The sequence below is a fragment of the Actinoplanes ianthinogenes genome, from assembly GCF_018324205.1.
GTDB classification, from domain to species: Bacteria; Actinomycetota; Actinomycetes; order Mycobacteriales; family Micromonosporaceae; genus Actinoplanes; species Actinoplanes ianthinogenes.
In genome coordinates this window covers 8883703-8909801 of sequence record NZ_AP023356.1, presented here as the reverse complement: position 1 = coordinate 8909801, position 26099 = coordinate 8883703, and the positions used below count along the sequence as shown (strand labels likewise).

Here is a 26099-nt window from a genome sequence, read left to right as displayed (position 1 = left end):
ATCGACAAAGGTCGTTGCCAAGCCCCTTATAAATCGTTGATCGTCTATCAAAAGTTTGCTCCTAACGTCTTCGCCAGGCGCCCGACCGGGGCGCCGAGACGATGGAGGAAACCATGCGCCCCGCCACCCGCAGTGCCGCGATCCTCGCCGGCACCGCCCTCGCGCTGTCCGTCACGACACCGGCCTTCGCCGCCCCCGCCACCGGAACAGTGCTCTACGCCGACAGCGCCACCGCGATCGGCGGCTCCTACGTCGTCGTGCTCAAGAGCGGCGAGGCCGACCGGTCCCGCGCCGACACCATCACCAAACGGTACGGCGGGACCGTCTCGCGGGTCTTCGGCCACGCCGTCGAGGGCTGGACCGCCAAGCTCAGCGCCGCGCAGGCGGCCCGGCTCGCCGCCGACCCGGCGGTCGCCTCCGTCGAGGCGGACCAGACGGTCCGGATCGCCGACACCCAGACCGGCGCGCCGTGGGGCCTGGACCGCATCGACCAGCGGGCCCTGCCGCTCAGCGGGACCTATGCGTACGGCCCGAGCAGTGGCGTGACGGTGTACGTCGTCGACACCGGCATCACCGTCGGCCATCAGGACTTCGGCGGCCGGGCTTCGTACGGCTACGACGCCGTCGACGGTGACACCGTCGCGCAGGACGGCAACGGGCACGGCACCTTCGTCGCCGGGGTCGCGGCCGGCGCCACGTACGGTGTCGCCAAGAACGCGAACATCGTCGGCGTGCGCGTCCTGGACAACAACGGCTCCGGCACCACCGCCGGGGTGATCGCCGGCATCGACTGGGTCACCGCCAACGCCACGCCCGGCCGCTCGGTCGCCAACCTCAGCCTCGGCGGCGGCACCAGCAGCACCCTCGACGCGGCGGTGCGACGCTCGATCAGCGCCGGGATCCCGTACACCATCGCGGCCGGCAACTCGGGCGTCAACGCCGGCACCAGCTCACCGGCCCGGGTCACCGAGGCGCTCACCGTCGGCGCGACCGACCGCGCCGACGCCAAGGCCTCCTGGTCGAACTACGGCTCGGTGCTGGACCTGTTCGCCCCCGGCGTCTCCATCACCTCCGACTGGCGTACCAGCAACACCGCCACCTACACCGGCAGCGGCACCTCGTTCTCCGCCCCGCACGTGGCCGGAGCGGTCGCCCTCTACCTCGCCGCCCACCCGGGAGCCTCGGTCACCACCGTCAACGCCGCGATCGTCAACGCCGCCACCACCGGCGTGGTCACCAGCCGCGGCACCGGCTCTCCGAACCGCCTGCTCTACACCGGCTCCTGACCCCACGCCCCAGCAGAAGGCCGCCCCACCGGGGCGGCCTTCCCGCCTCCATGGCACTCGTCCCAGCGCTCCCGGCTCAGATACCGAACCGGCTTGCCGAGCGACTCCGCATAGGCGATCTCTCGCCGGGTCGACTCACCCAGATAGCCACCCGGATCCACGATGAACACCTCGTCAGCCATGCGAATCTTCTGAAAGTGCACGCTTCCGAGCCGCCCCTTCAGATCCGCACTGTCGACCGCCCAGTCGTAGCCCGGCAGATCGGGGAGCCGGAACATCCCGAGGCTGATCACGACGCAACCTTCCATCGTGAGCCGCTGGTTGACCTGCGCGAACTCCGCCTCGAACCTGGTCGAGCCACAGAGCGTGATGACCTTCGCCGCCATGGGGTTCATGATCGGCCGACGGGCCGGACAAGTCCATCGCCGGCATGCGTCAGAGGAGCGCGGCCACAAACCCGTCCAGGTTGTCCCACATCAGCACGTGTCCGGCGGCAGGCACCACGACCACCTCACACCCCGCGTCCCGCAGCGGCGCGAGATCCTCCCCCGACAGCGCGCCACTGACATAACGACGCGGACCGGCGAAGGCGCCGAGCTGCTCCCGGAACGTCGCCGGCCGCTCGGCCAGCAAAGAGACCGCGGTCCGGTGCAGACCGCGCGACGACCAACGATTGACGGTACGCCCGAACTGCCGGTCGACAGCCGCCTCCTGGCGCAGCAGGTGCTCGACCATCCGACGGTGCCCACTCGTCGCGAACGCGTCCTCGTCGTAGCCGGCGACCACCGCGGAGAACGTACCCACCCCCGGATCCAGGTTCGGCTCCGCCACGATCAACCGACCCACCAGGTCGGGGCGCTGAGCGGCCAGGCTGATCGCCACCGACCCGCCCAGCGAGTGCCCGATCAGGATCACCTCCCGCAGCCCGAGCGAGTCGATCGCCGCCGCCACGGTGGCGGCATGCTCGTCGATCGTGTGACCGAACGTGTCGTCGTGATCGCTCCACCCGCTGCCGATCAGGTCGACGAGCACGTGCCGGCCCGCACCGGCCACCGAGGGATGCCCGGCCACCGTGGCGAAGGCGACCGTGGTGGCGGACCCGAGCCCGCCGACATACACCCGGACCGGGCCACCGGCGCCGAGATCGAGGACAGCGACGGACGCTCCGGACGGGGTGACGGTGACGTGCTGGATGGGAATCACTCCTGACAGTCGGCGGCGCGGCTCGCACCGATCATGACGGACGGTCGTCCACCGCCGAACAGCGCGGCCAGCGCGGCGTCCGAGGCACGCAACGCGTCCCGGTGGAACGTGCTGCCCGAGGCGACCAACTCCGCCGCCCCGGTCCGGTCGAACAGCTCGGCCAACTGCCGCTCCACCCGGGCCGGCGTGCCGGTGACCGCCGCCGCCGCGGTCCGCTCGAGATGGTCCTGCTGGCGCGCGGTCCGGCTGGCGGCCCGAACCGCGGCGACCGGCTCCAGAGGTGAGAACGTCCCGGTGGTACGGCTCTGGGCCATCGCCCACGCCTCCGGCAACAACAGCTCGGCGGCCTCGCCGTCGGTGTCGGCGACCAGCACGTCGAGGCTGATCGCCACCCACGGCTGCGGCTGCTGCGCGGACGGCCGGAAGGCACGCCGATACTCGGCCAGCGCCTGCTCGCCGCCGGCCCTGAGCAGCGGGCCACCGACGATCACCGGCAGTCCCAGCTCCGCCGCGACGGTCAGCCCGGTCCCGGTGGCCAGCACGTACATCGGAATCATGTGGTCCGGCCGCGGATGCAGGGTGATCTCCGCCGTACCGGTGAGAAAGTCCCGCAGCTCGGCCAGGTCGGCGCTGAAGTCGCGTTCGGTCTGCCGCAGCGCCCGGCGAACCGGCGCCGTGAACCCGGGCGAGCGCCCCAGCCCCAGATCGACCCGGCCCGGCGCGAACGCCGACAGCGTGGCGAACTGCTCGGCGACGACCAGCGGCTGATGATGCGGCACCATCACCCCGGCCGAGCCGACCCGGATGCTCGTGGTGGCGCCGGCGACCGCGGCCAGCAGCACAGCCGGGGCAGCCCCCGCGATCCCTGGAACCCCATGGTGCTCGGCCACCCAGAACCGGTGATATCCGAACCGCTCCGCATCGGCCGCCCGGCCGACAGTGCCCAGCAGCGCCGCCGACTCCGGCTCACCCACCCGGGTACGGGACCGGTCCAGCAGCGAAAGCCGAACTCCACCGTTGATCACAACGGTGTCAGCACCCACCCGCCGGCCCCTTGTTCCCGATCGTCAGACCGGTCACAAACGGCCACACCGGGGAACGCACCGGCTCCGCCGCGCTCAGACTTCCTCGAGCGCGATCACGAGGTCTCGCGGCGCCGACGGGTTCTTCAGCGCCCACGCCCAGCCGGCCAGTCCGGCAGCCTGGGCGAAGAAGTCGTCGAGCGTCCGGCCGAAGGACCACAGATGCCCCGCACCGAGTTCCTCGGTCTCCACGCTCGAAGGCCAGTAGAGCGTGCAGCTCAGCTGCCAGATCGACGCGTCGTCGCCCGGCTCGATCAATTGCCGGGTGAGCACGGTGGCGAACTCCCGGCGCCCCCGGAAGTCAACGGTGCCGAACTCGGCCAGGACACCGTCGCCCTCCTCCTCCGGTCGTTCCACGTCATCGACCGGCAGCGCGGCGAAGCGCTGAAACACGTCGACGACCGTCCGCACCGCGGCCGCGGTCATCGCACCCGGACTCACCCCAGCCTCGCCGAGCATCGACACCAGGCGCTCCTCGACCGCACGGATCATCATGGGCCGATTCTCTCCCGCGCCGGCGGCATCGGTGCCCGCCTTAATCAAGGCATAAGATCACATCGAGGCCCTGAGCCGCGGCCGCGCGGTAGTGCACGGCCAAAGCACGCAGATCACCCACGATTACGTCTGGCCGGACACGCGCCGGATGTCAGCTGGTCGACTGCCTGCGTGAGCCGTCGCGGGCCCGTCCTGTCAGCTCGAACACGACCGCTAGCACTACACCGACCGTAAGGCACATGTCGGCGACGTTGAAGACCGGGAAATACTGAGCGTCCGGCCCGAAGAGGCTGATCATGTCGACCACGTGCCCCCGCAGCACGCCCGGATCGCGGAACAGCCGGTCGCCGAGATTGCCCAGTGCCCCGCCGAGCACCAGACCGAGCGCGACTGCCCACGGCTTCGAGCGAAGGCGCGCCGCAATCCAGCCGATCCAGCCGGCGACCGCAACGGCCACCACGGTAAACACCCAGGTGTGCCGGCTTCCGACACTCCACGCCGCACCGCTGTTGCGCCACAGGCACAGATAGACCAAGCCGCCGAGGGCACGGACCGGCTCGTTCTCGGTCAACCTGGCGGTCGACAGCTCCTTGACGACCTGATCCAGCGTGACCGCCAATGCCGCCACGACGCCGAGCATGGTGACGGCTGCGGCCGAGACACCGGTTGCCGCCGGTCCGCCATCCCGCAGAGCCGAGCCTGCGCCGGGCCGACCGGTATTCGACATCGACAGTCCTTTACTCACAGGCGGCACGGCGAACGCGAGCCGCAGGGGCCATGGATACCACAGGGTGATTCCACGGTCAGCAGGAGGCTCAGTCGGACGGCCGCGGAGGGCCGGAAGGATCGGCGGACTGCGGTTGTGGACCGGCCCGGTCGACGACGCTCAACCCTGCGTGGAGATGCAGAACGGGTGACCTGCCGGGTCGAGCAGGACTCGCCGCTGTTCGGGGTGTGGTTGAACCAAGGGCTCCACGGCGCCCAGTTCGAGGTGGGCCAGGACAGCTCCGGTCCTGATCATCGGGGACACTTCGGGATGTGATCAGCGCCTCCGCCCGCCTGCTGCAACTGGTGTCGCTGCTGTCCACGCGATCGACGTGGACCAGCCGCGAGCTGGCCGAGCGGATGGCGATCACCGACCGCACGGTCCGGCGAGACATCGCCCGGCTGCGGGAACTCGGCTATGGCATCGAGTCCGACCCGGGGCCGTGGGGCGGCTACCGCCTCAGCGGCGGCACCCGGGTGCCGCCGCTGATCCTCGACGACGAGGAGGCGCTCGCGGTGGCCGTCGCACTGCGCGAGGCCGCGCTCAGCGGCGTGCTGGGCAGCGACCAGGCCGCGCTGTCGGCGCTGTTGAAACTGCGACAGGTCCTGCCGTCCCCCATCGCGGGCCGGCTGGCCGACATGGACGCCACCTTCGTTCACGCTCCCCGGCCCGGAGGAGGCCAGATCTCACCCGGTGTGCTGCTGGAACTGGCCCTCGCGTGCCGCCGTGGCGAGTGCACCCGTCTGTCGTATCGCGACCAGGCGGGGAACGACACGGTCCGGGACGTCGACCCGTACCGCCTGGTGCGCACCGGCCGCCGCTGGTACTTCGTCGCCCGGGACGTGGCCCGCGACCAATGGCGGACGTTCCGGGCCGACCGAGTCGTACGCGTGGAGCCGACCGGGCACATCGTCGACATCGTCGACCCACCCGACCCGGCCCTGCTCGTCTCCCAAGGCATCACGGGCGTCGTGTACCCGGTCTATGTGACGATCCGGCTGCCGCACCCCCTGGACCAGGCGCTGCGCCTGGTCCCGCCGACGATCGGCACCCACCGCCCGGACGGCCCCGACGCCACCATCGTCGAGATCGGCGGCAACGACGCCGACAGGCTGGCCACCTACCTCCTCGGCCTGGGCACCACCCTCCGGGTCCTGTCACCCGACCGCGTGCGGGAAGCAATTCTGCGCCGTACCCGAGACCTGTTCGAGCAGAATGAGCGTGCTCTGCCCTGAGCTCGCCGCCATGTGCCACTGTGGTCGCCGTGTCGACGATCCATGCCACCGCAAAACCATTTCGCAGCAAAGTCGGACGTCGGCTCCGCTCGCTGACCATCGGGGAACTCGTCAATATCCCCCTCCAGCCCTGGATCTGGTTCCGAGTGATCGACCTCCCCCTGACGACGGTGAACCTCATCGGCTTCAGCGCATTCGCCGCGCTGCTGGCGACAGGCGCCGCCTACTGGTCGATGAAACTACGTCAATTGCGCCGCAAGCAGCCGCGGCTACCCGCCCGCCGCTACTTCGCAGCCGCCCGCATCCTGCTGCCGATCGCCACAGCCGCCGCCCTGATCGTCTGCGCCGTTTCCGTCGCCCGACTCCCCGGCGCCTCATCATGGCCAGGATTGGCGTTCGCCGTCTTCGCCGCCCTCGAATACGTCAACTATTTCCACGTCCAGCTCATGCACGACAACCGAGCCGACCTGCGACGCCTTTTCACATCCGGTTTCCGCCGCTCCCACCTGGCCCGTGACCTCAATTCCCGATCAAACCCCCCTTTGGGTACGCGATGAGCGCGGCGCCGTCTTCGCGTACCGAAAATGTGTCGTTCGATCTGTCGTCGGCCGCTACCGTGCACCGATGCCGCCTGTCCGCCCGCCATCCGCCGTGCTGCGCGCCTTCGGCGTCAATGGGGAGGCCCTACCGCTCACCGGCGGGCAAGGCACCTCGTGGATCGCGGGCGACCTGGTCCTCAAGCCGGACGCCGGTCCCCTTCAGGAATGGCTGGCCCGCGCACTCGCCGACGTGACGGGTGACGGTTTCCGGCTCGCATCACCGGTTCCCGCTCTCGACGGCGCGTGGATCGTGCACGGGTGGTCGGCCACCCGATGGGTCCAGGGCGCCGAACCGGACTATTCAACGGTGTCGACGTGGCAGCAGATCCTCGCCGCCGGCCGGGCCTTTCACCGGGCGCTCGCCCAGGTTGACCGGCCGGTTTTCCTCGACCTGCGACAGGACTGGTGGGCGCAGGCGGACAGAGCGGCCTGGCGAGAACGAACCACCCGATTCCTCCCGGAGTTCGCCGCCCTGGCCGACCGGCTGCAAGAGGTACTCGAGCCGCTCGGCCACCCGCAAATCGTGCACGGCGACCTGACGGGGAACGTCCTGGTCGCTCCCGGCCTCCCGCCGGCCGTCATCGACGTCTCCCCCTATTGGCGCCCACCCGCCTATGCCGAAGGCGTCGTGGTGGCCGACGCCCTGTGCTGGCACGACGCACCACCGTCCCTGTGGCGAACCCTGAACGTGTCGCCGGCGGCGGTGGCGCGCGCGCTGCTGTTCCGGATGGCCACCACCAACGAACGCGTCCTGTCCGGAGACACCGGGGTCAACGTGCGCACCGAAGCTCGGCAATACGGCCTCGCGATGGAGGCCATCGGTCTGTGATCCGCCGACGCCTATCGACTATTGCTCACTTGACGCGGCCGAACAGGAAATAGGCGGCGGGTAACAGGCCGGCCGAGTTCACCAGGGCGGTCGAGGCCCACAGCCACTTGGGCCCACGCACCTCACTCGCCTGCCGACGCTTGAGGTCGATCAACATGACGGCCTTGAAGGCCGTCTCGGCCACCGCGAGCCCGACGATCATCCGGCGCTGCCCCTGGCTGAGGTCCTGCCAATGTCCAGCCATTGTGCTCCCTCCCCGACCAAACTACCGCTGAACCGAGCCGACCGACACGGCGTCAGCACTACGCTGTCCGGGAGACATATGTCGGCGAAAGCCGCGACCTGGGCCGGCGAATCACGTAGCGATCCGCGAGCGGGCTTCGGGTTTCAGGGCCGGCAGCGACGAGCGAAGACGGGGTCGAACAGGGTCCAGCCGTCGAGCTCGACGGGGCTGGGATCGTCGGGCCGCCATCCGTTCGCCAGCGCCTCGTCCAGCAAGGCCCGCGCGGTGCCTGGCTCGTGCAGGTTCAACGCCCGGCCGTCGCCCCACATGACCGCACCGCTCTCCAGGACGCCGTCGGGAATGATGCGACCGTCGCCCGCCCGGAAGACCACTTCGAGCAGCCCGCGTGCCTTGTGGCGGCGGACCCTGACGATCTCCCGGCAATCGCGGTAGACCGGCGGGACGCCCGGGGTGTCGACACGCTCGTGCAGGTGCCCGACAGACCACAGAAACCGGTCACCTCCAACGAGCAGGATCCGCGAGGCGCGACGGCGTGGCACCCCACGATCCTACGGGCGCGCCCACCCAAGCGGGGCGAGCCGAAACGCTCCGATGTGGACGCTTCTGGCGTACCGTAATCGCTCCTGCGCAAATTCCCGCAGGCCTGACTATGGCCTTTTATTCGACGTCCGATACCTGGAACGGGGTCGCGTCACCCCAATCCCACTCCAGTTGCCCCGCTTCCGCGCCGGCCTGGAGCGCTTGTTCCAGGGCGGTGGACGGAGCGCCGGGCTCGACGTCGAATGCCATGAACCGATCGCCGTGGTGCTCATGAGCAGCACCGATTTCCTGCGCCAACGCGCTGAGCCCGTCGCGAACGACGGCCAACTCCGGCTCCGCCGCCGGGCGAAGGAGTGTCCGCAGAACCCGGTGACCGGACCGTTCGTGGATCGCGGCCACACGGCGGCCGGCGGCGTCGAGGGTGACGATGTCGTTCAAGGCCAGGCCGAGGGCGCAGAAAGGGATGCAGCACACGCGGAACCGACCGTCGCCCAGTTCCGGCGGCGGCTGATCAGGAACCACCCCGGGAGGCTGATGCCGTGGCGATCTGAGCTTCCACCTGCTCCAGGTCAGGGTCACGCAGACCGACCGTGTCGGTGGCCCAGAACGCCTCGGGATAGATCAACCGGCCGACCATCCACGGCTGGTGCGACGAAAGAAGCGCCACCTGGAACCCCGGGTCCGGGATGCGCGTCGAGGGCCGGTCGAACCCGAGGGCGGAGCCGGAACTGAACCCGCGGCGGCCGTAGTAGCCCGGGCTGCCCTCGAGGAAGACGGCCGGCGCGCCACGATCTTCGGCCGCCGCCAGCGCCGCCGCGACCAACGCGGTGCCGACGCCCTGGCCCTGGAGGTCGGGGCGTACCGACAGCGGGGAGAGCACCAGTACGTCGACCAGCTCGCGGCGAGCGTCCACCCAGCCGCGGGAGAGGCCGACGTGCCCGGCCAGTTCGCCGTCGACCACCGCCACCAGGCCGGCCCGAGCCGCTCCGCCGGCTTGCAGGGCTCGCATCATCTGCACGACGCGGCCGTCCGCCGGCTCGCCGAATGCCGCGGCGACGACCGCCTCGGCGGCCGGCTCGTCGGCCGGCGTCACATCACGGATCTCCATGGCGCGACCTTAGTTTCGGTGACCGGCCGGCGCACCGGAGTTTTCCGGCCCATCAAATGTCATAGGCGGTGAACGAGTAGTGCGCCGGCGGTGACCAGGACTGCGGCTGGCTGTTGACCTTGCCGAGGAGCGCCCCCTACTGTGTGCTCGTTCACACGGACATCGACACTTCGCAGTGGGGCGGCGCTTCCTTCAGATGGCGGGTTCCAAGTTCCAGCAGGGCGGCTTCCGCGACGGCATACGGGACCTCCTGCCCTGGGCACCCACCGTCATAGCGGTCGGCGCCCTGCTGTTCATGCTGCTGGTGACCATGGTCCGGCTGTACCCCGGCAAGCGCCCCGACGACATCGCACTCGACCCGGTCCCACCACTACCCCCACCGCCGCAGACCGCTGTGGTCGAGCCATCGCCGATCAAAACCAGCTTTTCGTACGCCGTTCCGCCGTCCCCCACCACCCGCCCGCCCTACTCCCGGAAGCCGGTCAGCTGGTCCCCGTCCAGCCCGCCGCCGACCCACCGGCCGGCCACCACGCGACCACCGGCCCCGACGGTGACCGGCCGCTACGGCATCGTCGGCACCTACGACGCGGAGTTCATCGGTGAGGTGGCCATCAGCAACGTCACCGACGTGCCCCGGGACTGGGTGGTCAGCCTGCGCTTCCCGGACAACGTCGGCGACCTGCGCACCTCCTGGGTCGAATCCGCCCCGCAGGCCACCCTGACCCGCTCCGGCGACAGCTATGTCTGGCACTCCGGCGTCCCTGTCAACGCCCGCTCCAGCGTCCTGCTGCGCTTCCAGTTCGCCCGCACCGGCACCGGAGACCGCCCCACCACCTGCACGGTCAACGCCACCCGTTGCGGCTGACCGCCCCGCGCCTACGATCACCGTCGTGCCCACCGACGACGACGCCGCCCTCGCCCGCCTGCTGGACCAGCACGTGGACGACCTGCTCACCTTGCTGGGCGACTGGCCGGAGGACCAGGTGAAAAGCAGCGTCGTGGCGTCCATGCGGCAGAGCGTCGACCGGGTGCTCGCCAGCGCGGACGACACCGCTCTGAGGACCGCCGCCGGCCTGCTGGTCGACGTCGTGTGGTGGATGCACACGTCCTCCGACGAGGACCTCGACGAGTGGGGCGTCGGCAACCTCCTGGAGAGCTCAGCAGCCTTCCTGCAGGAGCTGCCCGACGACCGGCGCCACCGGTTGATCGAAACCCTCGACGCGCTCGCCGCAGCCGAGCCACACGACACCCGCCGATACGAGCTGCGCTCCTTCGCCTACGCGATGGGCTTGCGCGACACCGAACCCGCCGAGCCGGAACCGCTCGCCCGCGCGTACGTCAAACCGGAGGACCGGTAGGCGGCGCCGTAAGCGACAGGCGCGGGAAACGGCCCAGCAGGCTCGAATTCCTGTTGACGGGATCATGACCGAGAACGCCGTACAGGCTCATGATCGTCTCGCTGCACGACGAGATCTATGATCGCCGCGTGTCATGGCAGAAAGGGCTCGCGCGGCTCGGTTCGCTTGTTCCACCTCCGGCCCACAAACCCGTCCGTCCCGACTGGGCTGGTGTCGAGACACGACTGGGGCTGCGACTCCCCCGCGACTATCGAGCGCTGGTGGAGACATATGGCGCTGGAAAGTTCGACGATTACCTGGTCGTCTACACCCCGGACGGTCCCCGCGACACCATTGACCTCGAACGTCAACTAGCCAGTGGCGCCGAGCGCCTGGCCGCCTATCAAGCTCACGACGAGCAACTGCCCCATCGGCCCGAGGACCTGCTGGAGATCGCCGGGACCGACAACGGCGAGTCGATCTATTGGGTTCGCACGCCAAGGTCTGGGCCAGACGACTGGACCATCGTCGTCAACGCGGCCCGGGATTGGGAGGACTGGCCGGCCTTCAACGGCGGCTTGGTCGAGTTCCTCGTAGCGGTGTTCGCATCGGAGTACCAGTGCAGTGCCTTCCCCGAGGACTTCCCGAGTACTTCGCTGCCGCTGTCATTCGTCTCGTACGCCTAGAAGTCGTCCGCCCGCGCTTTCACCGGGCAGCCGGGCCGGTTGGACCACTGGTCAATCGGCGCGCTCGAGCGGCTTCCGGCAACCTCCCGCTGCACCACAGCTCGTCCAGTTCGGTGAGACGGCGGCGAAACTCGCGGGCGTCGCGGTGCGGCAGGGCGTCGGCCCGGCCGGCTCGCTCAGCGCAGGAGCAGATCCTCGAGCTCCGCCAGCCGCCCGAACAGCTCGGGCAGGCCGCGCACCCCGTTACGCACCGACTCGTGTGACAACGCAAGCTCAGGACCGGTACTCCCCTGCACCCCACCGAGGCAGCGCACGATGTTCCACCTCGTGAACCCCAGCCAGCCGCCGATCAGGAACACGAACCAGCTCGGGCCCCACGGCGGCAGCTTCCCGCCCCCGGCGACATAACCGTCGAGGACCGAACGGAAGACGGCCGGCCGAATGTCGTCGAAGCCCGGCCCTTTCGCCAGGCTCAGCGCCGTCGAACCGAGCTCCGCCGACAGGTCGAGCATCCCCGACAGCTCCCAGTCGAGCACCACCGGCCGCCCCTCCCGAGCCAGCAGGTTCCACGGCTGGATGTCCCGATGGGTCAACACGACCGGACCCGGCCGCTCACAGGTGTCGACGAACCGGGCGATCGCCAGGAACGTGTCGACCTGAGACGCGAGTTCGCCGGCCCACGGCTGCCCGGTATCCGTCGCCCGCGCGGCAAGCTCGGGCCAGTCCCGGGACACCGGTTCCTCGGTCGACGTGTGGCTCCACGCCACGTCGAGCGCGTGCAGGCGCGCGAGAATCTCACCGATCTCGAACGCGTACGCTGCCGGCACCGGCTCCTCCGGCACCCTCTCGCCCTCGACCCACCGATGCACGAGGGTGTCGCGACTGACCGCCATCGGCTCCGGCATCGGAACGCCCGCCGCGAACGCCGCCTTCTCGAACCGGAACACGTCTTCGGCCCGGTAGACCTCGCGCCGATCGAGCAGGTTCAACTCCTTGACCGCGAACGACCCCTGGTCGGTGTCGAGCCGATACATCCGGTTGGCGAACCCGCCGTGGACCCGCGCCATCGGACCGACCGGCACGCCGAGAGGTGACAGATCCACCCACGCACCCTACGTCACCGGCGCCGGCGTACCGAAGCGGCGAAGTATCGCCAGCCGACCGTCGTGACCTCCGCCTCCCAGCCCAGCTCGCCGAGGCGCTCCCGCAGCTCGTCAGGCGCGTAGAGAACCTTGACCGCGCGAAACACCGCCCCGCCACCGACCTCCCGTTGCACGGCCGGCGCGGGCTGCCCGGGAGCCGGACGCTCCACCGCACCCACCGCCGGCAGCTCGTCGATCACGAACACCCGGCCGCCGGGCGCCAGGCAGTCCGCGACCAGCGTCCAGAATGCCGCGAAGCGCTGCGGTGGCACGTGCGACAACCACGCCGAGAAGAACACCAGGTCATACCGCTCCCGCGGCCGCCACGTGAACAGGTCCGCTTCGACCAGGCGTACCTCCGCCGAACCGGCCCGCCGTCGGCAGATCGCCAGCGCCTCGGGCGCCGCGTCGACCGCGGTCACCGTCGCGGCCAGGCGAGCGAGTTCCACCGTCCACTGCCCGGTCCCGCACGCCAGCTCCAGCACCGTTCCGAACGGCGCCTGCGCCTCCAGCAGCGCCAGGAGCTGCTCCCGGCCCTGTGAATCAGCACGAACGTCGAGTGGGTACGTCGCGTCGTACTCATCGGCACGGGTGCGGTAGTAGGCGACCTGCTCGGCCAGCAGGCCCTCCAACGCGTCGTCCGTCATAGCTCCCCACCGTGCCCGCCCACGCCGCGGCCGTCCACCCGCCGCCGGATTGACGCCGCCACGACGTGGGTAGTGATCCGAGCCGGTGATCTGAAGCCTGGCAAGGAGACCGATGTTCGAAGGTTTTGACCTGGAGCACCTCGACGCCGGACCCGTCACGATCCGGCTGCGGCACGGGGGTTCCGGCCCGCCGGTCGTCCTGCTGCACGGTCACCCGCGCACCCACACGACCTGGCACGCGGTCGCCCCGCGACTCGCCGCACAGCACACGGTGGTCGTACCCGACCTGCGCGGCTACGGCGCCTCGACGCTGCCCCCGGACGAGCCCGGCCACGCCCAGTCCAGCAAGCGCGCGATGGCGCAGGACGTGGTCCGGGTGATGGCCGCTCTCGGCCATGACCGTTTCGCGGTTGTCGGTCACGACCGTGGCGCGCTGGTCGCCTTCCGCACCGCGATGGACCATCCGGACACGGTGACCCACCTGGTCGTCATGGACGGCCTGCCGGTGATCGAACACCTGGAACGCACCGACGCCGCGTTCGCCCGTGCCTGGTGGCACTGGTGGTTCCTCGGGCAGACCGACAAGCCCGCCGAGCGGGTGATCTGCGCCGACCCGCAGGCGTGGTACCGCACTCCGGAGCCGGCGGCGATGGGCGAGGGCAATCACGCCGACGTGTGGGCGGCGCTGCGCAACCCGGACGTCGTGCACGGCATGTGCGAGGACTATCGGGCCGGTCTCGGCATCGACCGGGACCATGACGCGGCGGACCGGGCCGCGGGTCGCCGGGTCCGCTGCCCGACCATGGTGCTGGAGTCGGCCGACGACGATCTGGACATCCACGGGGGTCCGGCCGCGATCTGGGCGCCCTGGCTGGACCTGCCGCTGCGGCACCGCGTCATCGAGTCCGGCCATCACCAGGCCGAGCAGGCACCCGACGCGGTCGCCGAGGAGTTGCTCGCGTTCCTGTCCACGAGCCGCTGACAGCCATGAGCGCGCCGGGACGCACCGGATGCTACCGAGCAGCCGGCCGGAAGACCTGGATCACCACCCCCTTGGTGTCGGCCCGGGACTCGACCAGGTCCAGCGCCAGTTCCGGCCCCGCCTCCGGGAACAATCGCCGGCCCTGCCCGAGGATCACCGGGACGACGATCAGGGTCAACTCGTCGACCAGCCCGTTGGCCAGCAGCCACCGCACCAGGGTGCCGCTGCCGTGGACCTGCAACTCACCACCCGGCCGGTTCTTGAGATCCGCGAGTTCGCCGGACCGCACGGCGCTGTCCGCCCACCCCGGATCGACCAGCGCCGACGACGCGACATACTTCGGCCGGTCGTTCAACGCCTGCCAGGTCGGTTCCCAGCCCGGAAAGCTCTCGACCGGCAGGCTCCCCCACGAGCCGGCGAACAGTTCATGGGTCCGCCGCCCGAACAGGAACGCGTCGGCCCGCTGGTAGGCCTGGTTGATGAACGCGACGGTGCCGGCGTCCCCCTTGCCCAGCGCCCAGCCGCCCCGCTCGAACCCCTCCTCGCGGTCCTGCTCCGACGCGCCACCGTTGCCCTGCACAACGCCGTCGACGGTGATCTGTGTGATGGTCGTCAGCCTCATGTCGCGGTCCTCCAGCTCGATCGGCCTCCCCCGCTGGGTGGCCTCACTGCTGCAACGAACACCGGCTCCGCGATCCGACAGCGACGTAGACGGTATTCGCCGACCGGCCCCCGGTCAGCGGATTGGCGAAGCTGACCACGTGCGCGGCGACCGTACCGAAGCATTGTCGAAGCACCGCCAGGAACTCTTCCTCCGGCGCGTCGTCCGACCACAATCCGAACACTCCACCCGGCCGGAGCCGACCGGCAAGCCGTTCCAGCCCCGCGGGTGTGTAAAGGTCGGCATGGCTCGCATCGAGAACGTTGACCGGAGAATGGTCGATGTCGACCAGAATCGCGTCGAAACACCGCCCCGGATCCGCCGGGTCAAAACCCGCCCCGTCGCGCACCAGCGCAAAGAAGTCGCCGTGCAGCATCGTGGCCCGCGAATCCGCGGTCAGCGCCCGGCCCCCGGGAATCAGATCGCCCCGATGCCAGTCGATCACCGGCTCCAGCGCCTCCACCACGGTCAGCGACCGGACGCGCGGGTCCGCGAGGACCGCATGCGCGGTGTACCCGAGCCCCAGACCCCCGACCACCACATCACACGGCCCGTCCGGCAGAACTGCCAGAGCGAGCCGTGCCAACTCCTCCTCGGCGACGGTGAACAGGCTCGACATGAGGTACTCGTCGTCGAGCTTGACCTCGTACACCTCGGTTTGGGTCGTCGGTTCCAGGCGCCGGCGCAAACTGATCTCGCCGATGCGGGTCGAAGCCCAGCCGAGTTCGGCGAAATGCGGCCGCAAGGCGATCCTCCCAAGGACGGTGACCACCGACCCTAGTCCCGCCGGACCGCCTGGAACCAGCATCTGCTCGTTGATCGTCCGTTTCAGTGACGGATGCGAGCCCGGCAGATCTCGGTACGCAGAGCCGGCGCCCCGTCGACGGGAGCCGGATCCTCCGCGGTGGGCGCGATCCCGCCGGCCGCGACCCGGTCGAGCGTCGTCAGGCCACGCGGCGTCACCTGCCCGAAAATCGTGTAGTTCGGCCGCAGCGCGGAATCCCCGTACACCAGGAAGAACTGACTGCCGTTGGTGTCCGGACCCGCATTGGCCATCGCCAGCACGCCCCGCGCATAAAGCCGCCGCACCCCGGTCGGATCGGTCGGCGCCGGCGGCAGATCCGTCGGCAGTTCGTCGCGATACCGATATCCCGGACCGCCCTCACCGGTTCCGCTCGGGTCACCGCACTGCAACACCTTCAGCGTCGGATAGGCGGTCAGCCGGTGGCAGATGGTCTTGTCATAGAACCGGTGCCGGGTCAGGTGCAGAAAGCTCTGCACCGTGCACGGCGCTTCGGCCCGGTCGAGCACCAGCGGAATCTGCCCGAGATTCGTGTGCAGCACCACGGTGGCCGTCCCCCGCGACGGCGTCCGCCGCGGGTCCGGCGGCAACGGCACCGGCCGGGCGGCCGGCTCGTCGGGCGTCGGCGTGTACTGACATGGCCCGGTGGTCGGACCCCGGTCGTGGGCCGAGGCGGGCGCGGCAACCGCGGCGAGCGCCACCACGGCCGCGGCGACAACCGCCAAAGATCGATGAAGCTGGACCACTCTGTCCTCCATAAATCGACTTACGCCAATCTATCGGACGAGACTGATTCGGATCGTCCCGGCCGGGTACCTGTCGATCGTGCAGATTCACGCAGCGGGCACGCTGCTCCACGGGGACCTGACCATCCCGCCGGCCGCCACGGCGACGGTGCTGTTCACCCAGAACCGCCCTCTGGACCGGGCCGTCGCGCACGCCCTCCGGCACCGCAACCTGGCGACCCTGCTGATCGAGCCGCTGACCGCCGGGGAGCGGGCCGACGAGACGCTGCTGTTCGACATCGATCTGCTCGCCGACCGCCTGATCGGCGTCCTGCGCTGGGTGCGCACCCAGCCGGTCACCGCGCACCTGCCGACCGGGGTGCTGGCCGCGGGGGCCAACGCCGGCGCCGCCCTCGTCGCGGCCGCGTCCCGCCCCGGCCACGTGCAGGCCGTCGTCACCCGCGGCGGCCGGGCCGACCTGGCCGGCGGCGCGCTGGCCCGCGTGCAGTGCCCGGTCCTGCTCGTCGTCGGCGAGCGCGACCAGCGGCTGCGCACCGCCAACGAACAGGCCCGCCAGGCCGTCAACTCCGCCGCCGACCTGTGCGTCATCCCCGGCACCGACCGCCGTTTCCGCGGCGAGCAGGCGCAGCGACTGCTCGCCGTCCAGGCGGCCGACTGGTTCGGCATGCATCTCACGGCGCCGCCGCCCGAGCACGAGCCGGCGATCGACTCGGCGCTGCCGGCCGAGCAGACGAGGCTGCTCGGCTGATAGCGTCGCGCCCATGAGGGTCGCGGTGATCGGCGGCGGCGTCGTCGGGCTGTCCACGACCGCCGCGCTGCTCCGTCAGGGCGCCGACGCCTGGTGCTTCGAGCCCGGCGAGCCGATGGGCGAGCGGTCCGCCGGCGACACCCGGATCTTCCGCCTCGCGCACACCTACCCGGACATGGTCGAGCTCGCCGCCCGCTCCCGCGCCCTGTTCACCGCCTGGAGCGAGCAGGCCGGCACCGCACTCGTCGACAACGTCGGCACCGTGATCAGCGGCGCCGGCGCCGGGACCTGGGCCGCCGCGATGGCCACCGCCGGCGCACCCCACGAGCTGGTCGAGCCGGGCTCCCCGCTGCTGCGCCTGCCCGCCCGCACCTTCGCCGGCCCGGCGCTGATCGACCCGGCCGGCGGCGTGATCCGCGTCGACCGCCTCAAGACCTTCCTGCTCGCAGCCGTCGGCGATCGCCTACGGCCCGCCTCGGTCACGACCGTCGAAGAAACCCCTGCTTGCGTACGCGTGGAGCACGGCACCGAGGCCGACACCTTCGACGCCGCCCTGATCTGCGCGGGCGCCGCCACCTCCGCGCTGGCCGCCGGCGCCGGCATCGACACGCCGTCCGCCCTGGAGCACCACCTGCGCGTCACCTTCCCGGTCCGCCCCGGCGCACCCCAGCCGTTGCAGTGCTGGATCACCGAGGCGGCCGACGGCGTCCTGAGCACCTACCAGCACCTGGCCGCCGCCGGCGCCTGGGCGGTCGGCGGCGACGTCGACCCGGCCCTGGTCGCCTGGCAGCGCGGGCGCCGCGCCGCGGAGCAGGCCGCGCTCGACGCGCTCACCGCCTATGCCGCCGAGCACCTGCCCTTCGTCGAGCCCCGCCCGATCGGCCGGGTCTACTGCACCCACAACCCGGACCTCGGCGACGGCCTCCAGTTCGCCCGCAACGGCCGGGTCCTCGCCGTCCACGGTGAAAACCTGATGAAGTTCGCCCCGCTGCTCGGCGAGATGCTGGCCCGCGCCTGCCTCGACGGCTCCACCCCGCCCGACGCCGGCCCCGGCGCGCTCAGGTAGTCACATTCAGCCAGCCGCCGTCGACGTAATAGGTGGACCCCACCGAGTAGGCCGCCCGCGGCGAACAGAGGAACACGAAGAAGTCGGCGACCTCCTCCGGCGTGGCGAACCGCCCGATCGGCGCCTTCTCCTCCGCGATCCGCCGCAGATAGTCCTCCCAGCCCTGCTCGGTGCCCGCGGTCAGCTGCTTGGCCGTCTTCACCCAGTCCCCGGTCATCACCAGTCCCGGATTCACCGCGTTGACCCGGATGTTGTCCCCGATCAGCTCGTTGGCCAGGCACTTCGAGAACATCACCAGCGCCGCCTTGGTCACGTTGTAGATCGGCTCGTACCCGAGCGGCTGCGTCGCACAGATCGACGCGTTGTGCAGGATCACCCCACCGCCACGCTCCTTCATCCCCGGCGCGAGCGCCCGGGCCAGCCGCACCGCCGCCATCACGTGCAGTTCCCAGTACGCCTGCCACTTCTCGTCCGGCGCGGCGAGGATCGTCTCCTCACTCCCCGTCCCGGCGTTGTTGATCAGAAGGTCGGCCCCGCCGTATTCGCCCGCCACGGCAGCGGCGAGCTGCGCCGCACCGTCCGGGGCGGCCAGGTCGGCGGGGACGGCGATGGCGCGTACCCCGAACTCGGTTTTGATCTCATCGGCCGCGGCCGTCAGCCGCGCCGCGTCCCGGGCGCACAGCGCGACATGCGCGCCCTCCGCCGCAAGACCGCGCGCGATCGCCAGCCCGATGCCGGCACTTCCCCCGGTGACGACAGCCACCTTGCCACTGAGCTGCAGGTCCATCCGGCGGGTATACCACGCCGGGCGCGTAGCCTGCTGTCGAGAGCAGCTGGGATCGGGCCTTCCGGAGAGCCCGGACGAGCTGCGGGCGGCCGCCGCGGGCGCCACCGCGATGCTAGTCTCGCACCCCGGCCTGCGTCATCACCACGACGAGATCGCCGCCTACCACGCCGACCAGGCTCGCCACGGCCCGCCGCATCACCGGGCGTCCATGGTGATCGGCCTCGGTGAGTTGGGTGTGCCCACGAACGCATGGCTCACCGATCCCGAGCTCGCGGTCCGGGTCTGCGCCGCACTCGCCCCCGGACTTGCCGGAGAAGAGACGGCCACCGAGGTGCTTCGCGCCGCCTCCCTGGACCCCGCGGCGCTCGACAGCAGCCTCGCCGGTGTCCACCTGCCGCCCACGATCGACCCTGGCGAGGCGACGAAAAGTGGGCTCAGGCCCTTGCCCGGGCCGGCTTGCCGCTCGAACGGGCAGCCTGGCTGGCGTTCACCCGGACTGCAGCACGGTGAAGGGTGGTCGCACGCCCTCGGTGAGGTCGGCCGCCGCGTCGAGGGCCATCTCCGCCCGTTGCCGGCTGTCGACCGGTGTCCTGGCGGTGGAGTGCAGCGATCCCAGCGCGACCAGATAGCCGGATCCCACCGCGGCATAACCCGAGATCGTGTGCCCGATCTGGTAGTCGTCACCGACGACGTAGAGGCGGCCGTGAATGCCGACCAGGAACTGTCCACCCTGTTCCCGGCCGTTCTCGTTCCTGGCGTAGCCGCCCGTGGAGAGACACTCGCGGACGGCCTCGATGAACGTGGTCACCATGAACCGGTCGACGTCCCAGGTGTCGGGCTCGCCGACGGTGAGGGAATACCGCAGGAGCTGACCCATCCGGTAGCTGGTCGTGAACCCCATCAGATAGGGCCCCACCTGGAACACCTTGGAATCCGACCGCACCGCGACGTGCCAGCCGTCGCTGCCCGCGGAATCCCCGCCGATGGTGACGGTCCGGCCGTCCGTGATCCCGACGATGCACGTCATGAGGCCACTCTCCACGGCCGGCGAGCCCGTGCCAATCAGCCGTGGCACGTTTCCGTGATTCGCCGGCCGGGCCGGCTCGGCATGATGATGACCATCCAGCGCATCACGGGATGCGGGGCAGGTCCTCCGGGGGAGAAAAAGATCGTGAACGCTCGTATGCCGCTCATCGTCGCCGCTGTGGCTGCCGCCGCCCTCACGGGCTGTTCGAGCGGCAAGACCACCAGCAGCGCGACCCCGGCCGGCACCGTTCCCGCGACGGCAGCAACCACCACCGCACCCGCCCCGACGGCCAGCGCCACCGCGACGAAGTCCCCGGCCCCGGGCGGCACCCGGACCTCGACCGTGAAGCCGGCCGCCGGCGCCGGCTGCACCCCGTCGGAGGCGACCCTGCTCAAGGCGCTGAACTCCAGCGACGTCGGTGACGCGCTCGCACCGACCGACACGCTGACCGACATCACCTGCTACCAGGGGTACGCGCTCGCCCAGACCCACCCGAAGCAGGCCGACAACGCCGAGGTGGTGTTCCACTACACCGGCGGCGCGTGGAAGGCGGTCAGCGGCGGCACCTCCGACTACTGCGACGGCTTCGTCCCGAAGGCCGTCCGCCCGCACCTCAAGCACTGCTGACCCAGTCCCGCGACGTTCGACCCCGTGTCCGAAGTGGATCCGGCCCAGGCGGAACTTCTCGTCGAGGCCGCGCGGTGGGCACCGTCCGCCGGAAATTCACAGCCTTGGGCGTTCATCATGGGCCGCCGCGGTGACGACACCCACCAGCGGCTCGTGCGTCACCTCGCTGCCAGTTCCCGCCGCTGGGCGCCGTCGGCCAGCGTCCTCGTCGCGAATCTCGCCCACCGGCTCGTCGACGGCACCGACTGGGAGTATTCCGAATTCTCGCTCTACGACCTGGGCCAGGCGGTTGCTCACATGACGATCCAGGCGCAGTCACTCGGGCTGTTCGCCCGGCAGTTCCGCGCCTTCGACCGCGATGCCCTGGCGGCCGAGTTCGGTGTGCCCGCCCACTGGGAGGTCACCACCATGTCGGCGTTCGGCCGGGTTCCGGCCGGCACCGCCTCGGCGGCACGCCAGGCGCCCGCGCCGGTCCGCGAGCGGCGAACAGTCGGCGAGTTGCTGTGGACGGGCCGCTGATCCCTGCTTGCCGGCGGCCGTTCCCACGCCCCGTTCACCAGCGCACCGGCAGCGCTAACCGGCTGGTGTGCGGTTCTCGCGGCGGATGACCAGTCGCAGGCCCGACCAGATCCCGTCGATCGCACACACCTTGTTGTCGACCAGCCCGGTCGGCAACGCGACCTCACGGATGACGTCCTCGGTGACGTCCGTGGGCACCTTCGACGCTCGTTTCGGCCAGGCGACCCAGAAGCCACCGTTCTGCGCCATGCCGCGTCTGACCTCGTCGACGCGGGACTGCAACTCCAGGCGTTCGGTCACGAACAGCACGGTCACGTCGGTCGGCGCATCGGCGGCCAGACCGGTCAGGAGGACGACCCCGTCCGGCAGACCTTCAAGAGTGGCGGCGAATCCGGCCGGCGCGTCGAGCAGTGCGACTCGATGACCCGGCTTGACGCCGAGTTTGCGGTGCAGCGGCGTGCCCGAGTAGCCAGCCATGTCAGCCTCCACCGCGCGCGATCGTCGGATACCTGTCGGGATCGTAGCCGTGCGATCGAGGCCGGCGCTCATGCCCTGCTCCCGGCGGGACTCGGGACAACTTGCGGAAACGCGGAGTCACAGATCCAGCCGAAGGTGATGATGGGTGCATGTCCGGTGTCCCGACGGCGAGCCGCGGGCCTACGGCCCCCACCGCACCACCTGAGGGACGAGACCACGCGCGGTGGATGGGGGGATCTGACGATGTTGAACAGCATTGGGCGACGCCTCGCTGCGGGGTTCGCCACACCATTGATATTGATGGCGATCGTCGGGGCCATATCCTTTCTCAAGGTGCGTACGGTCAATGAGAACCAGAGAATGGTCGCGCACACCTATCAGGTGCTGGAGGCATTGAACACGGTGCTGTCCACGCTGAAGGACGCCGAGACCGGCCAGCGCGGCTTTCTGATCACCGGAACGGACGATTACCTGCAGCCGTACACCGACGCGAAGAACAATGTCACCGGCACCATCGATGCGGTGGCCACCCTGACCGCCGACAATCCCCGGCAGCAGGAGCGGATCGGCAAGCTCCGGCCGCTGGTGACGGCGAAGTTCACCGAGATGCAGGACACGATCGACCTGCGCGGTTCCGCGGGCTTCGCGGCCGCCCGCGCCGTGGTGCTGCAGAACAAGGGCAAAGCGGTCATGGATCAGATCCGCACACTGGTCGCCGAGATGGACCAGGAGGAGCGTTCGCTGCTCGGGGTCCGCACCCAGGCGAGCGAGTCGGCCACCCGGACGACCCAGATCGTCGTCGTCGTGGGCGTGCTTGCCGGACTGGTGCTGCTGTCGGTGATCGGGCTGCTGCTGACCCGTAGCATCACCCGGCCGGTGGGACGGGTCCGGGACGCCTTGCGTGCTCTGGCGGCCCGGGACCTGACCGCGCCGGTCGAGGTGCACAGCCGGGATGAGATCGGCCAGATGTCCGACGACCTCAAACTGGCCCAGCAGGCACTGCGTGAGTCCATGCGCAGCCTCGCCGCATCCTCCACCACCCTGGCCTCCAGCGCCGAGGAATTCACCGCCGTGAGCGATCAGGTGTCGCACAGCGCCCTCGCGACCTCGGAGCGGTCGACCAGCGCGGCCGCGACCGCCCAGGAGGTGTCCCGCAACGTGCAGACGGTGGCCGCCGCCGCCGAACAGATGGGTGCCAGCATCCGGGAGATCGCGTCGAACTCCACCGAGGCGGCCCGGATCACGCAGACCGCCACCGATGAGGCCGCCGCTGCCCAGCAGACGGTGGCCAAGCTCGGCGACTCCAGCCGCGAGATCGGCGAGGTGCTGAAGGTGATCACCTCGATCGCGGAGCAGACGAACCTCCTGGCCCTCAACGCCACGATCGAGGCCGCGCGCGCCGGTGAAATGGGCAAGGGCTTCGCCGTGGTGGCCAGTGAGGTCAAGGACCTGGCGCAGGAGACCGGCCGGGCCACCGAGGACATCTCGCATCGGGTGCTCGCCATTCAGGACGACACCGAGGCCGCCGTGGGTGCGATCGAAAAGATCTCCGACATCATTTCCGGCATCAACTCGTACCAGGCCACCATCGCGGCGGCGGTGGAGCAGCAGACGGCGACCACCGCCGAAATCGCCCGCAACGTCAACGAGGCCGCGGTGGGCTCGTCCGGCATCGCCGAGAACATCTCCAGCGTGGCCGCCGAGTCGCAGACGACCACGGCCGGCGCCGATGAGACGCAGAAAGCCGCGGCCCAGCTTGCCCGGATGTCCGCCGAACTGAAACAGCTCGTCGACGCCTACCGCTACTGAAAGTCGACCGGTCAGGTGACGGGTCGAGCTGCCGTGACCCGCCTGCTGAGCACGGCGTATCGCAGCAAGGCGAGGTAGATCCGCGCCGAGTCGGCCAGGCCGCTGAAATGCGAGCCCGCGTTGCCGCCGAGATAGGTGGCCGGGATCGGCACCTCGTCGATGGGGTGGCCGGTCGACGAGGCGTGCAGCAACACGTTCATCTCGTACTCGAATCGCTCCCCCGGCACCTCGCACAGCTGGCCGAGCAGGTCGGCGGGGTAGGCGCGCAGGCCGGTCTGGGTGTCGGTGACCGCCCGGCCGGTCGCCGCCCGGAACACCGCCTGGGTGACGGTGTTGCCGAACCGGCTGCGCGGCGGCATCCCGTCGAACCGGCGCACGCCCAGGACGATGCGTCCGGGTCCGCCACGCTCGGCGACCGCGCGGATGTCGGCGACGCTGTGCTGGCCGTCACCGTCGGCGCAGACCACGGCGAACCCGGGATGCCGGGACAGGACGTGCCGGAACCCGGTCTTGAGCGCGACGCCTTTACCCCGGTTCGCCGCGAGCCGCAGCACCGTGCAACCCAGCGCTTCGATCTCCGCCAGCCGGGCGTCGGCCGCCGGACCGGTGCCGTCGTCGACGATCACCACGCGGTCGGGCTGCGGAAGCTCCGGGAGCAGCGCGGTGACCAGTTCGGACAGATGCGGGCCGGGCTTGAACACCGGGAGCAGGACGATCGTCTTCTCGAGGCGGGGCACCGGCTCTCCTTCACTGCTGTTCGACGGTGCGGCGTCTATACCCAGACCGGCCGTTGATCACCCGTCGGGCCAGATGACCGACCGCGACCATCCCCCGTTCGCGGCGCAGCAGCTGATCGGTACGCGCGCCGAAGAAGCCCAGCCGCGACACGAGCAACGCACCACGGTCGTCGTGCACCTCGCCGCCGTACGCCGGCACGTCCCGCAGCGCCGCCCCGGTCAGTCCCAGCACCCGGCCGGCCAGGAACCGGACCCGCGGCAGGTGCCAGGCGTGCGTCACCAGGCCGAGCGGGGCGCCCGCGTCGAACGCGTACCCGCTGAGCAGGCCGTCCTCCACCGTGTGCAGCAGATTCTCCAGGGTGCTGCGCGAGCGGGTCTCGGCGTACAGGTCGGCGTGCTCGTCCAGGCCGGCCGCGCACGCGGCCCGCAGCATGAGGTCTCCCTCGCGCGCGCCCACCGGCGGCGCGGCGGCGCCGGCGCTGGCCTCCGGCCAGCCACCGGTGAAGACGATCCGGATCCGCTCGCCGCCGGCGAGGACCGCGCGGTGAGCCGCCACGTAACCGATGGCCGCGCGCACCCGCGCCGCTCCACCCGGGGTGAGGGCAAACCCGTCTCCGGTACGCACGACGCCGCGCCCGAACACCACCAGCGCCCTGGCCGGTGCCGGCCCGGGTCGCCCTCCCTGCTGATCCATCGCATCAGCGTATCCACCTCACGGCGCACTACAGTCTGATCGATCCCATGATGCGCAGCGGACAGGAGTCGGGATGCCGGCCTTGAGCGAACACCTGAATGTCTTCACGACAGCGATCGCCGTCCTGGAGAACAAAGGGTTCTCCGTCTGGTACGACAGGGAGAAGGACACCTTTTGCGCCGAGCGCGACGGCTGGGACTTCTGGGCGTACAGTCCGATCTCCCTGCTCGGGCTGGTGGCGATTTTCGAATTCAAGGATCCGAGCGAATTCGCCGTGCGCTGGTGGGAGACCGAGGGCAGCATTCGTTACCCGGACGTTCCGGAGACCGCCCCCGAGTACACCCCGATCTACCACAGACCCCGGCCCGAATAGGGCGTGCCGCGTTATCGACTGGCTTCCCGGTCCGGGCCTCTGGTTCGCTGTCCGGCATGACGGACGAGATCGGTGGCGAGGCGGTGTTCACCGGCGGGCTGACATACCGGGTGGATGGCCACCGCCGCCTCATGCTGGACGTGTTGCGGCCCATGGCGGCCGCGGCACCCAGGCCCCTCGTGGTGTTCGTGCACGGCGGCGGCTGGCACGAGGGAGATCGCGGGGCCGGCATGCATCCGTGGATCAACCCGCTGCTGGTCGCCCAGGGATTCGTCACCGCGAGTGTGACGTACCGGCTCAGTGGCGAAGCGCACTGGCCGACTCCCCTGCACGACGTGCACGCGGCGCTGCGCTGGTTGCGGGCCCACGCGCGCGAGTTCGGAGCGGACCCCGGCCGGGTGGGCCTCTGGGGCCACTCCGCGGGAGCCCATCTCGCCGCGATGGTCGCGCTGACCGCGACCGGCCGGGACCGCCCCCGAGCGGTCGCGCTGAGCGCCTGCCCCGCCGATCTGCGCAATGACCGGCTGGACAGCGGCAACGAGGTCGCCCGTCTGATGGGACCCGAGGCCACCACCGACACGCTGAGTGCGGCGAGCCCGATCTGTCATGTGCACGCGTCGGCTCCGCCGTTCCTGCTCGCGCACGGCACCGCCGACAAGGTGGTCCGTTTCGACCAAGGTCTGGCTTTTCGCGACGCACTCCTTGCCGCGGGCGCCGAGGTGAGCTGGAAACCGATCGAAGGCGCGCCGCACGAGTGGGCCGACCTCCCCGGGCCCGGCGACGGCCCGGAGACCGCGGGCACGTTCGGCGCGACCGCCCTGCCCTTCTTTCGCGAACATCTGTAG

At 70.4% G+C, this 26099-nt stretch carries 35 protein-coding genes and 1 pseudogene; 15 read left to right on the top strand and 21 right to left on the bottom strand.

The genetic code is table 11. The annotated features are described in order from the left end of the window. Positions 1–113 precede the first annotated feature (113 nt). Entirely contained in the window at positions 114–1286 is a 1173-nt protein-coding gene (locus tag Aiant_RS40250; protein WP_229829950.1) for a S8 family peptidase, read from the top strand. On the opposite strand, the gene Aiant_RS40245 is transcribed toward Aiant_RS40250, so the two are convergent. From Aiant_RS40245 to Aiant_RS40220, 6 genes and pseudogenes are all read right to left on the bottom strand, one after another. Next, entirely contained in the window at positions 1271–1672 is a 402-nt protein-coding gene (locus Aiant_RS40245; RefSeq protein ID WP_189329901.1) for a hypothetical protein, read from the bottom strand. The two genes, Aiant_RS40250 and Aiant_RS40245, sit on opposite strands and share 16 nt — an antisense overlap. A gap of 49 nt (positions 1673–1721) precedes the next feature. Next, entirely contained in the window at positions 1722–2489 is a 768-nt protein-coding gene (locus tag Aiant_RS40240) for an alpha/beta fold hydrolase (protein WP_189329900.1), read from the bottom strand. Next, a complete protein-coding gene (locus Aiant_RS40235; RefSeq protein ID WP_229829949.1) occupies positions 2486–3463 on the bottom strand; it encodes an MsnO8 family LLM class oxidoreductase in 978 nt (325 codons plus the stop codon). The genes Aiant_RS40240 and Aiant_RS40235 overlap by 4 nt, the downstream gene beginning before the upstream one ends. A 144-nt stretch (positions 3464–3607) precedes the next feature. After that, the gene (locus Aiant_RS40230; protein WP_189329899.1) at positions 3608–4066 is read right to left on the bottom strand and encodes a hypothetical protein; all 459 of its coding nucleotides are present in this window, start codon (positions 4064–4066) and stop codon (positions 3608–3610) included. A 151-nt stretch (positions 4067–4217) separates the two neighbouring features. Further along, a complete protein-coding gene (lspA, locus tag Aiant_RS40225) occupies positions 4218–4838 on the bottom strand; it encodes a signal peptidase II (protein WP_425322732.1) in 621 nt (206 codons plus the stop codon). Positions 4839–4952: 114 nt separating this feature from the next. Beyond that, positions 4953–5057, bottom strand: a pseudogene (locus Aiant_RS40220) (VOC family protein); the annotation flags it as partial. 47 nt (positions 5058–5104) lie between these two features. On the opposite strand from Aiant_RS40220, the gene Aiant_RS40215 reads away from it, so the two are divergent. The 3 genes from Aiant_RS40215 (at position 5105) to Aiant_RS40205 (ending at position 7495) form a co-directional block, all read left to right on the top strand. Continuing rightward, positions 5105–6067, top strand: a complete 963-nt coding sequence (locus Aiant_RS40215) for a helix-turn-helix transcriptional regulator (RefSeq protein ID WP_189329897.1) — start codon at positions 5105–5107, stop codon at positions 6065–6067. A 29-nt stretch (positions 6068–6096) separates the two neighbouring features. Beyond that, entirely contained in the window at positions 6097–6624 is a 528-nt protein-coding gene (locus Aiant_RS40210) for a hypothetical protein (protein WP_229829948.1), read from the top strand. A 67-nt stretch (positions 6625–6691) separates the two neighbouring features. Then, positions 6692–7495 carry a phosphotransferase gene (locus Aiant_RS40205; protein ID WP_189329896.1) on the top strand — a complete coding sequence of 268 codons (804 nt, stop codon included), beginning with the start codon at positions 6692–6694 and terminating at the stop codon, positions 7493–7495. A 25-nt stretch (positions 7496–7520) separates the two neighbouring features. Here the strand turns inward: Aiant_RS40205 and Aiant_RS40200 are convergent, their stop codons facing one another. The 4 genes from Aiant_RS40200 to Aiant_RS40185 all read right to left on the bottom strand — a co-directional run bounded on the left by Aiant_RS40200 (position 7521) and on the right by Aiant_RS40185 (position 9387). Next, positions 7521–7739 (bottom strand): hypothetical protein, encoded by a 219-nt coding sequence (locus Aiant_RS40200; RefSeq protein WP_189329895.1) that lies wholly within the window; start codon positions 7737–7739, stop codon positions 7521–7523. Positions 7740–7882: 143 nt separating this feature from the next. Further along, positions 7883–8278, bottom strand: a complete 396-nt coding sequence (locus Aiant_RS40195; protein WP_189329894.1) for a hypothetical protein — start codon at positions 8276–8278, stop codon at positions 7883–7885. Between the two features lie 118 nt (positions 8279–8396). Next, on the bottom strand, positions 8397–8801 hold the full coding sequence (locus tag Aiant_RS40190) for a DUF4265 domain-containing protein (protein ID WP_189329893.1): 405 nt from the start codon (positions 8799–8801) through the stop codon (positions 8397–8399). Further along, positions 8791–9387, bottom strand: coding sequence for a GNAT family N-acetyltransferase (locus Aiant_RS40185; protein ID WP_189329892.1), 597 nt, complete (start codon positions 9385–9387; stop codon positions 8791–8793). Before Aiant_RS40185 ends, Aiant_RS40190 begins: the two co-directional genes overlap by 11 nt. Positions 9388–9583: 196 nt before the next feature. On the opposite strand from Aiant_RS40185, the gene Aiant_RS40180 reads away from it, so the two are divergent. The 3 genes from Aiant_RS40180 to Aiant_RS40170 all read left to right on the top strand — a co-directional run bounded on the left by Aiant_RS40180 (position 9584) and on the right by Aiant_RS40170 (position 11410). After that, on the top strand, positions 9584–10252 hold the full coding sequence (locus tag Aiant_RS40180) for a hypothetical protein (protein WP_189329891.1): 669 nt from the start codon (positions 9584–9586) through the stop codon (positions 10250–10252). Between the two features lie 25 nt (positions 10253–10277). Continuing rightward, positions 10278–10745 carry a hypothetical protein gene (locus Aiant_RS40175; protein ID WP_189329890.1) on the top strand — a complete coding sequence of 156 codons (468 nt, stop codon included), beginning with the start codon at positions 10278–10280 and terminating at the stop codon, positions 10743–10745. Positions 10746–10834: 89 nt separating this feature from the next. Next, positions 10835–11410 carry an SMI1/KNR4 family protein gene (locus Aiant_RS40170; protein WP_189329889.1) on the top strand — a complete coding sequence of 192 codons (576 nt, stop codon included), beginning with the start codon at positions 10835–10837 and terminating at the stop codon, positions 11408–11410. A 176-nt stretch (positions 11411–11586) separates the two neighbouring features. On the opposite strand, the gene Aiant_RS40165 is transcribed toward Aiant_RS40170, so the two are convergent. Further along, positions 11587–12513: a phosphotransferase family protein gene (locus Aiant_RS40165; protein ID WP_189329888.1), complete on the bottom strand. Its 927-nt coding sequence runs from the start codon at positions 12511–12513 to the stop codon at positions 11587–11589. Positions 12514–12527: 14 nt separating this feature from the next. Continuing rightward, the gene (locus tag Aiant_RS40160; protein WP_189329887.1) at positions 12528–13199 is read right to left on the bottom strand and encodes a class I SAM-dependent methyltransferase; all 672 of its coding nucleotides are present in this window, start codon (positions 13197–13199) and stop codon (positions 12528–12530) included. Between the two features lie 112 nt (positions 13200–13311). Here Aiant_RS40160 and Aiant_RS40155 point away from each other — a divergent pair, with 112 nt between their 5' ends. Continuing rightward, positions 13312–14181, top strand: a complete 870-nt coding sequence (locus tag Aiant_RS40155; RefSeq protein ID WP_189329886.1) for an alpha/beta fold hydrolase — start codon at positions 13312–13314, stop codon at positions 14179–14181. Positions 14182–14212: 31 nt separating this feature from the next. Here Aiant_RS40155 and Aiant_RS40150 read toward each other — a convergent pair whose 3' ends face one another. The 3 genes from Aiant_RS40150 to Aiant_RS40140 are packed head-to-tail and all read right to left on the bottom strand — an operon-like array spanning position 14213 to position 16369. Further along, positions 14213–14803 carry a dihydrofolate reductase family protein gene (locus Aiant_RS40150; protein WP_189329885.1) on the bottom strand — a complete coding sequence of 197 codons (591 nt, stop codon included), beginning with the start codon at positions 14801–14803 and terminating at the stop codon, positions 14213–14215. Positions 14804–14846: 43 nt separating this feature from the next. Next, complete coding sequence (locus Aiant_RS40145; RefSeq protein WP_229829947.1) at positions 14847–15614, bottom strand: spermidine synthase; 768 nt, start codon at positions 15612–15614, stop codon at positions 14847–14849. A gap of 56 nt (positions 15615–15670) precedes the next feature. Then, positions 15671–16369 (bottom strand): peptidylprolyl isomerase, encoded by a 699-nt coding sequence (locus Aiant_RS40140; RefSeq protein ID WP_229829946.1) that lies wholly within the window; start codon positions 16367–16369, stop codon positions 15671–15673. Between the two features lie 100 nt (positions 16370–16469). On the opposite strand from Aiant_RS40140, the gene Aiant_RS40135 reads away from it, so the two are divergent. Together Aiant_RS40135 and Aiant_RS40130 are read left to right on the top strand one after the other, a co-directional pair. Beyond that, entirely contained in the window at positions 16470–17138 is a 669-nt protein-coding gene (locus tag Aiant_RS40135) for a dienelactone hydrolase family protein (protein ID WP_189329883.1), read from the top strand. A 13-nt stretch (positions 17139–17151) separates the two neighbouring features. After that, the gene (locus tag Aiant_RS40130) at positions 17152–18204 is read left to right on the top strand and encodes an FAD-dependent oxidoreductase (RefSeq protein WP_189329882.1); all 1053 of its coding nucleotides are present in this window, start codon (positions 17152–17154) and stop codon (positions 18202–18204) included. Here Aiant_RS40130 and Aiant_RS40125 read toward each other — a convergent pair. From Aiant_RS40125 to Aiant_RS40115, 3 genes are all read right to left on the bottom strand, one after another. Then, positions 18197–18991 (bottom strand): SDR family NAD(P)-dependent oxidoreductase, encoded by a 795-nt coding sequence (locus tag Aiant_RS40125; RefSeq protein ID WP_189329881.1) that lies wholly within the window; start codon positions 18989–18991, stop codon positions 18197–18199. The genes Aiant_RS40130 and Aiant_RS40125 overlap by 8 nt on opposite strands. Before the next feature lie 112 nt (positions 18992–19103). Further along, positions 19104–19382 carry a hypothetical protein gene (locus Aiant_RS40120; RefSeq protein ID WP_189329880.1) on the bottom strand — a complete coding sequence of 93 codons (279 nt, stop codon included), beginning with the start codon at positions 19380–19382 and terminating at the stop codon, positions 19104–19106. A gap of 96 nt (positions 19383–19478) precedes the next feature. Further along, a complete protein-coding gene (locus tag Aiant_RS40115) occupies positions 19479–20018 on the bottom strand; it encodes a hypothetical protein (protein WP_189329879.1) in 540 nt (179 codons plus the stop codon). A gap of 144 nt (positions 20019–20162) precedes the next feature. On the opposite strand from Aiant_RS40115, the gene Aiant_RS40110 reads away from it, so the two are divergent. Both Aiant_RS40110 and Aiant_RS40105 read left to right on the top strand, forming a co-directional pair. Further along, a complete protein-coding gene (locus Aiant_RS40110) occupies positions 20163–20645 on the top strand; it encodes a hypothetical protein (RefSeq protein WP_189329878.1) in 483 nt (160 codons plus the stop codon). 33 nt (positions 20646–20678) lie between these two features. Beyond that, on the top strand, positions 20679–21164 hold the full coding sequence (locus tag Aiant_RS40105; RefSeq protein ID WP_245006637.1) for a nitroreductase family protein: 486 nt from the start codon (positions 20679–20681) through the stop codon (positions 21162–21164). A gap of 54 nt (positions 21165–21218) precedes the next feature. Here Aiant_RS40105 and Aiant_RS40100 read toward each other — a convergent pair whose 3' ends face one another. After that, a complete protein-coding gene (locus Aiant_RS40100) occupies positions 21219–21641 on the bottom strand; it encodes a DUF3052 family protein (protein ID WP_189329876.1) in 423 nt (140 codons plus the stop codon). On the opposite strand from Aiant_RS40100, the gene Aiant_RS40095 reads away from it, so the two are divergent. Continuing rightward, the gene (locus Aiant_RS40095) at positions 21585–23450 is read left to right on the top strand and encodes a methyl-accepting chemotaxis protein (RefSeq protein ID WP_212846710.1); all 1866 of its coding nucleotides are present in this window, start codon (positions 21585–21587) and stop codon (positions 23448–23450) included. The two genes, Aiant_RS40100 and Aiant_RS40095, sit on opposite strands and share 57 nt — an antisense overlap. Before the next feature lie 11 nt (positions 23451–23461). On the opposite strand, the gene Aiant_RS40090 is transcribed toward Aiant_RS40095, so the two are convergent. Continuing rightward, a complete protein-coding gene (locus tag Aiant_RS40090; RefSeq protein ID WP_189329874.1) occupies positions 23462–24187 on the bottom strand; it encodes a glycosyltransferase family 2 protein in 726 nt (241 codons plus the stop codon). Between the two features lie 10 nt (positions 24188–24197). Continuing rightward, positions 24198–24881 (bottom strand): YdcF family protein, encoded by a 684-nt coding sequence (locus Aiant_RS40085; protein WP_189329873.1) that lies wholly within the window; start codon positions 24879–24881, stop codon positions 24198–24200. Between the two features lie 73 nt (positions 24882–24954). Between Aiant_RS40085 and Aiant_RS40080 the strand changes: the two genes are divergently transcribed. Together Aiant_RS40080 and Aiant_RS40075 are read left to right on the top strand one after the other, a co-directional pair. Next, complete coding sequence (locus Aiant_RS40080; protein ID WP_189329872.1) at positions 24955–25254, top strand: hypothetical protein; 300 nt, start codon at positions 24955–24957, stop codon at positions 25252–25254. 56 nt (positions 25255–25310) lie between these two features. Further along, on the top strand, positions 25311–26099 hold the full coding sequence (locus tag Aiant_RS40075) for an alpha/beta hydrolase (RefSeq protein ID WP_189329871.1): 789 nt from the start codon (positions 25311–25313) through the stop codon (positions 26097–26099).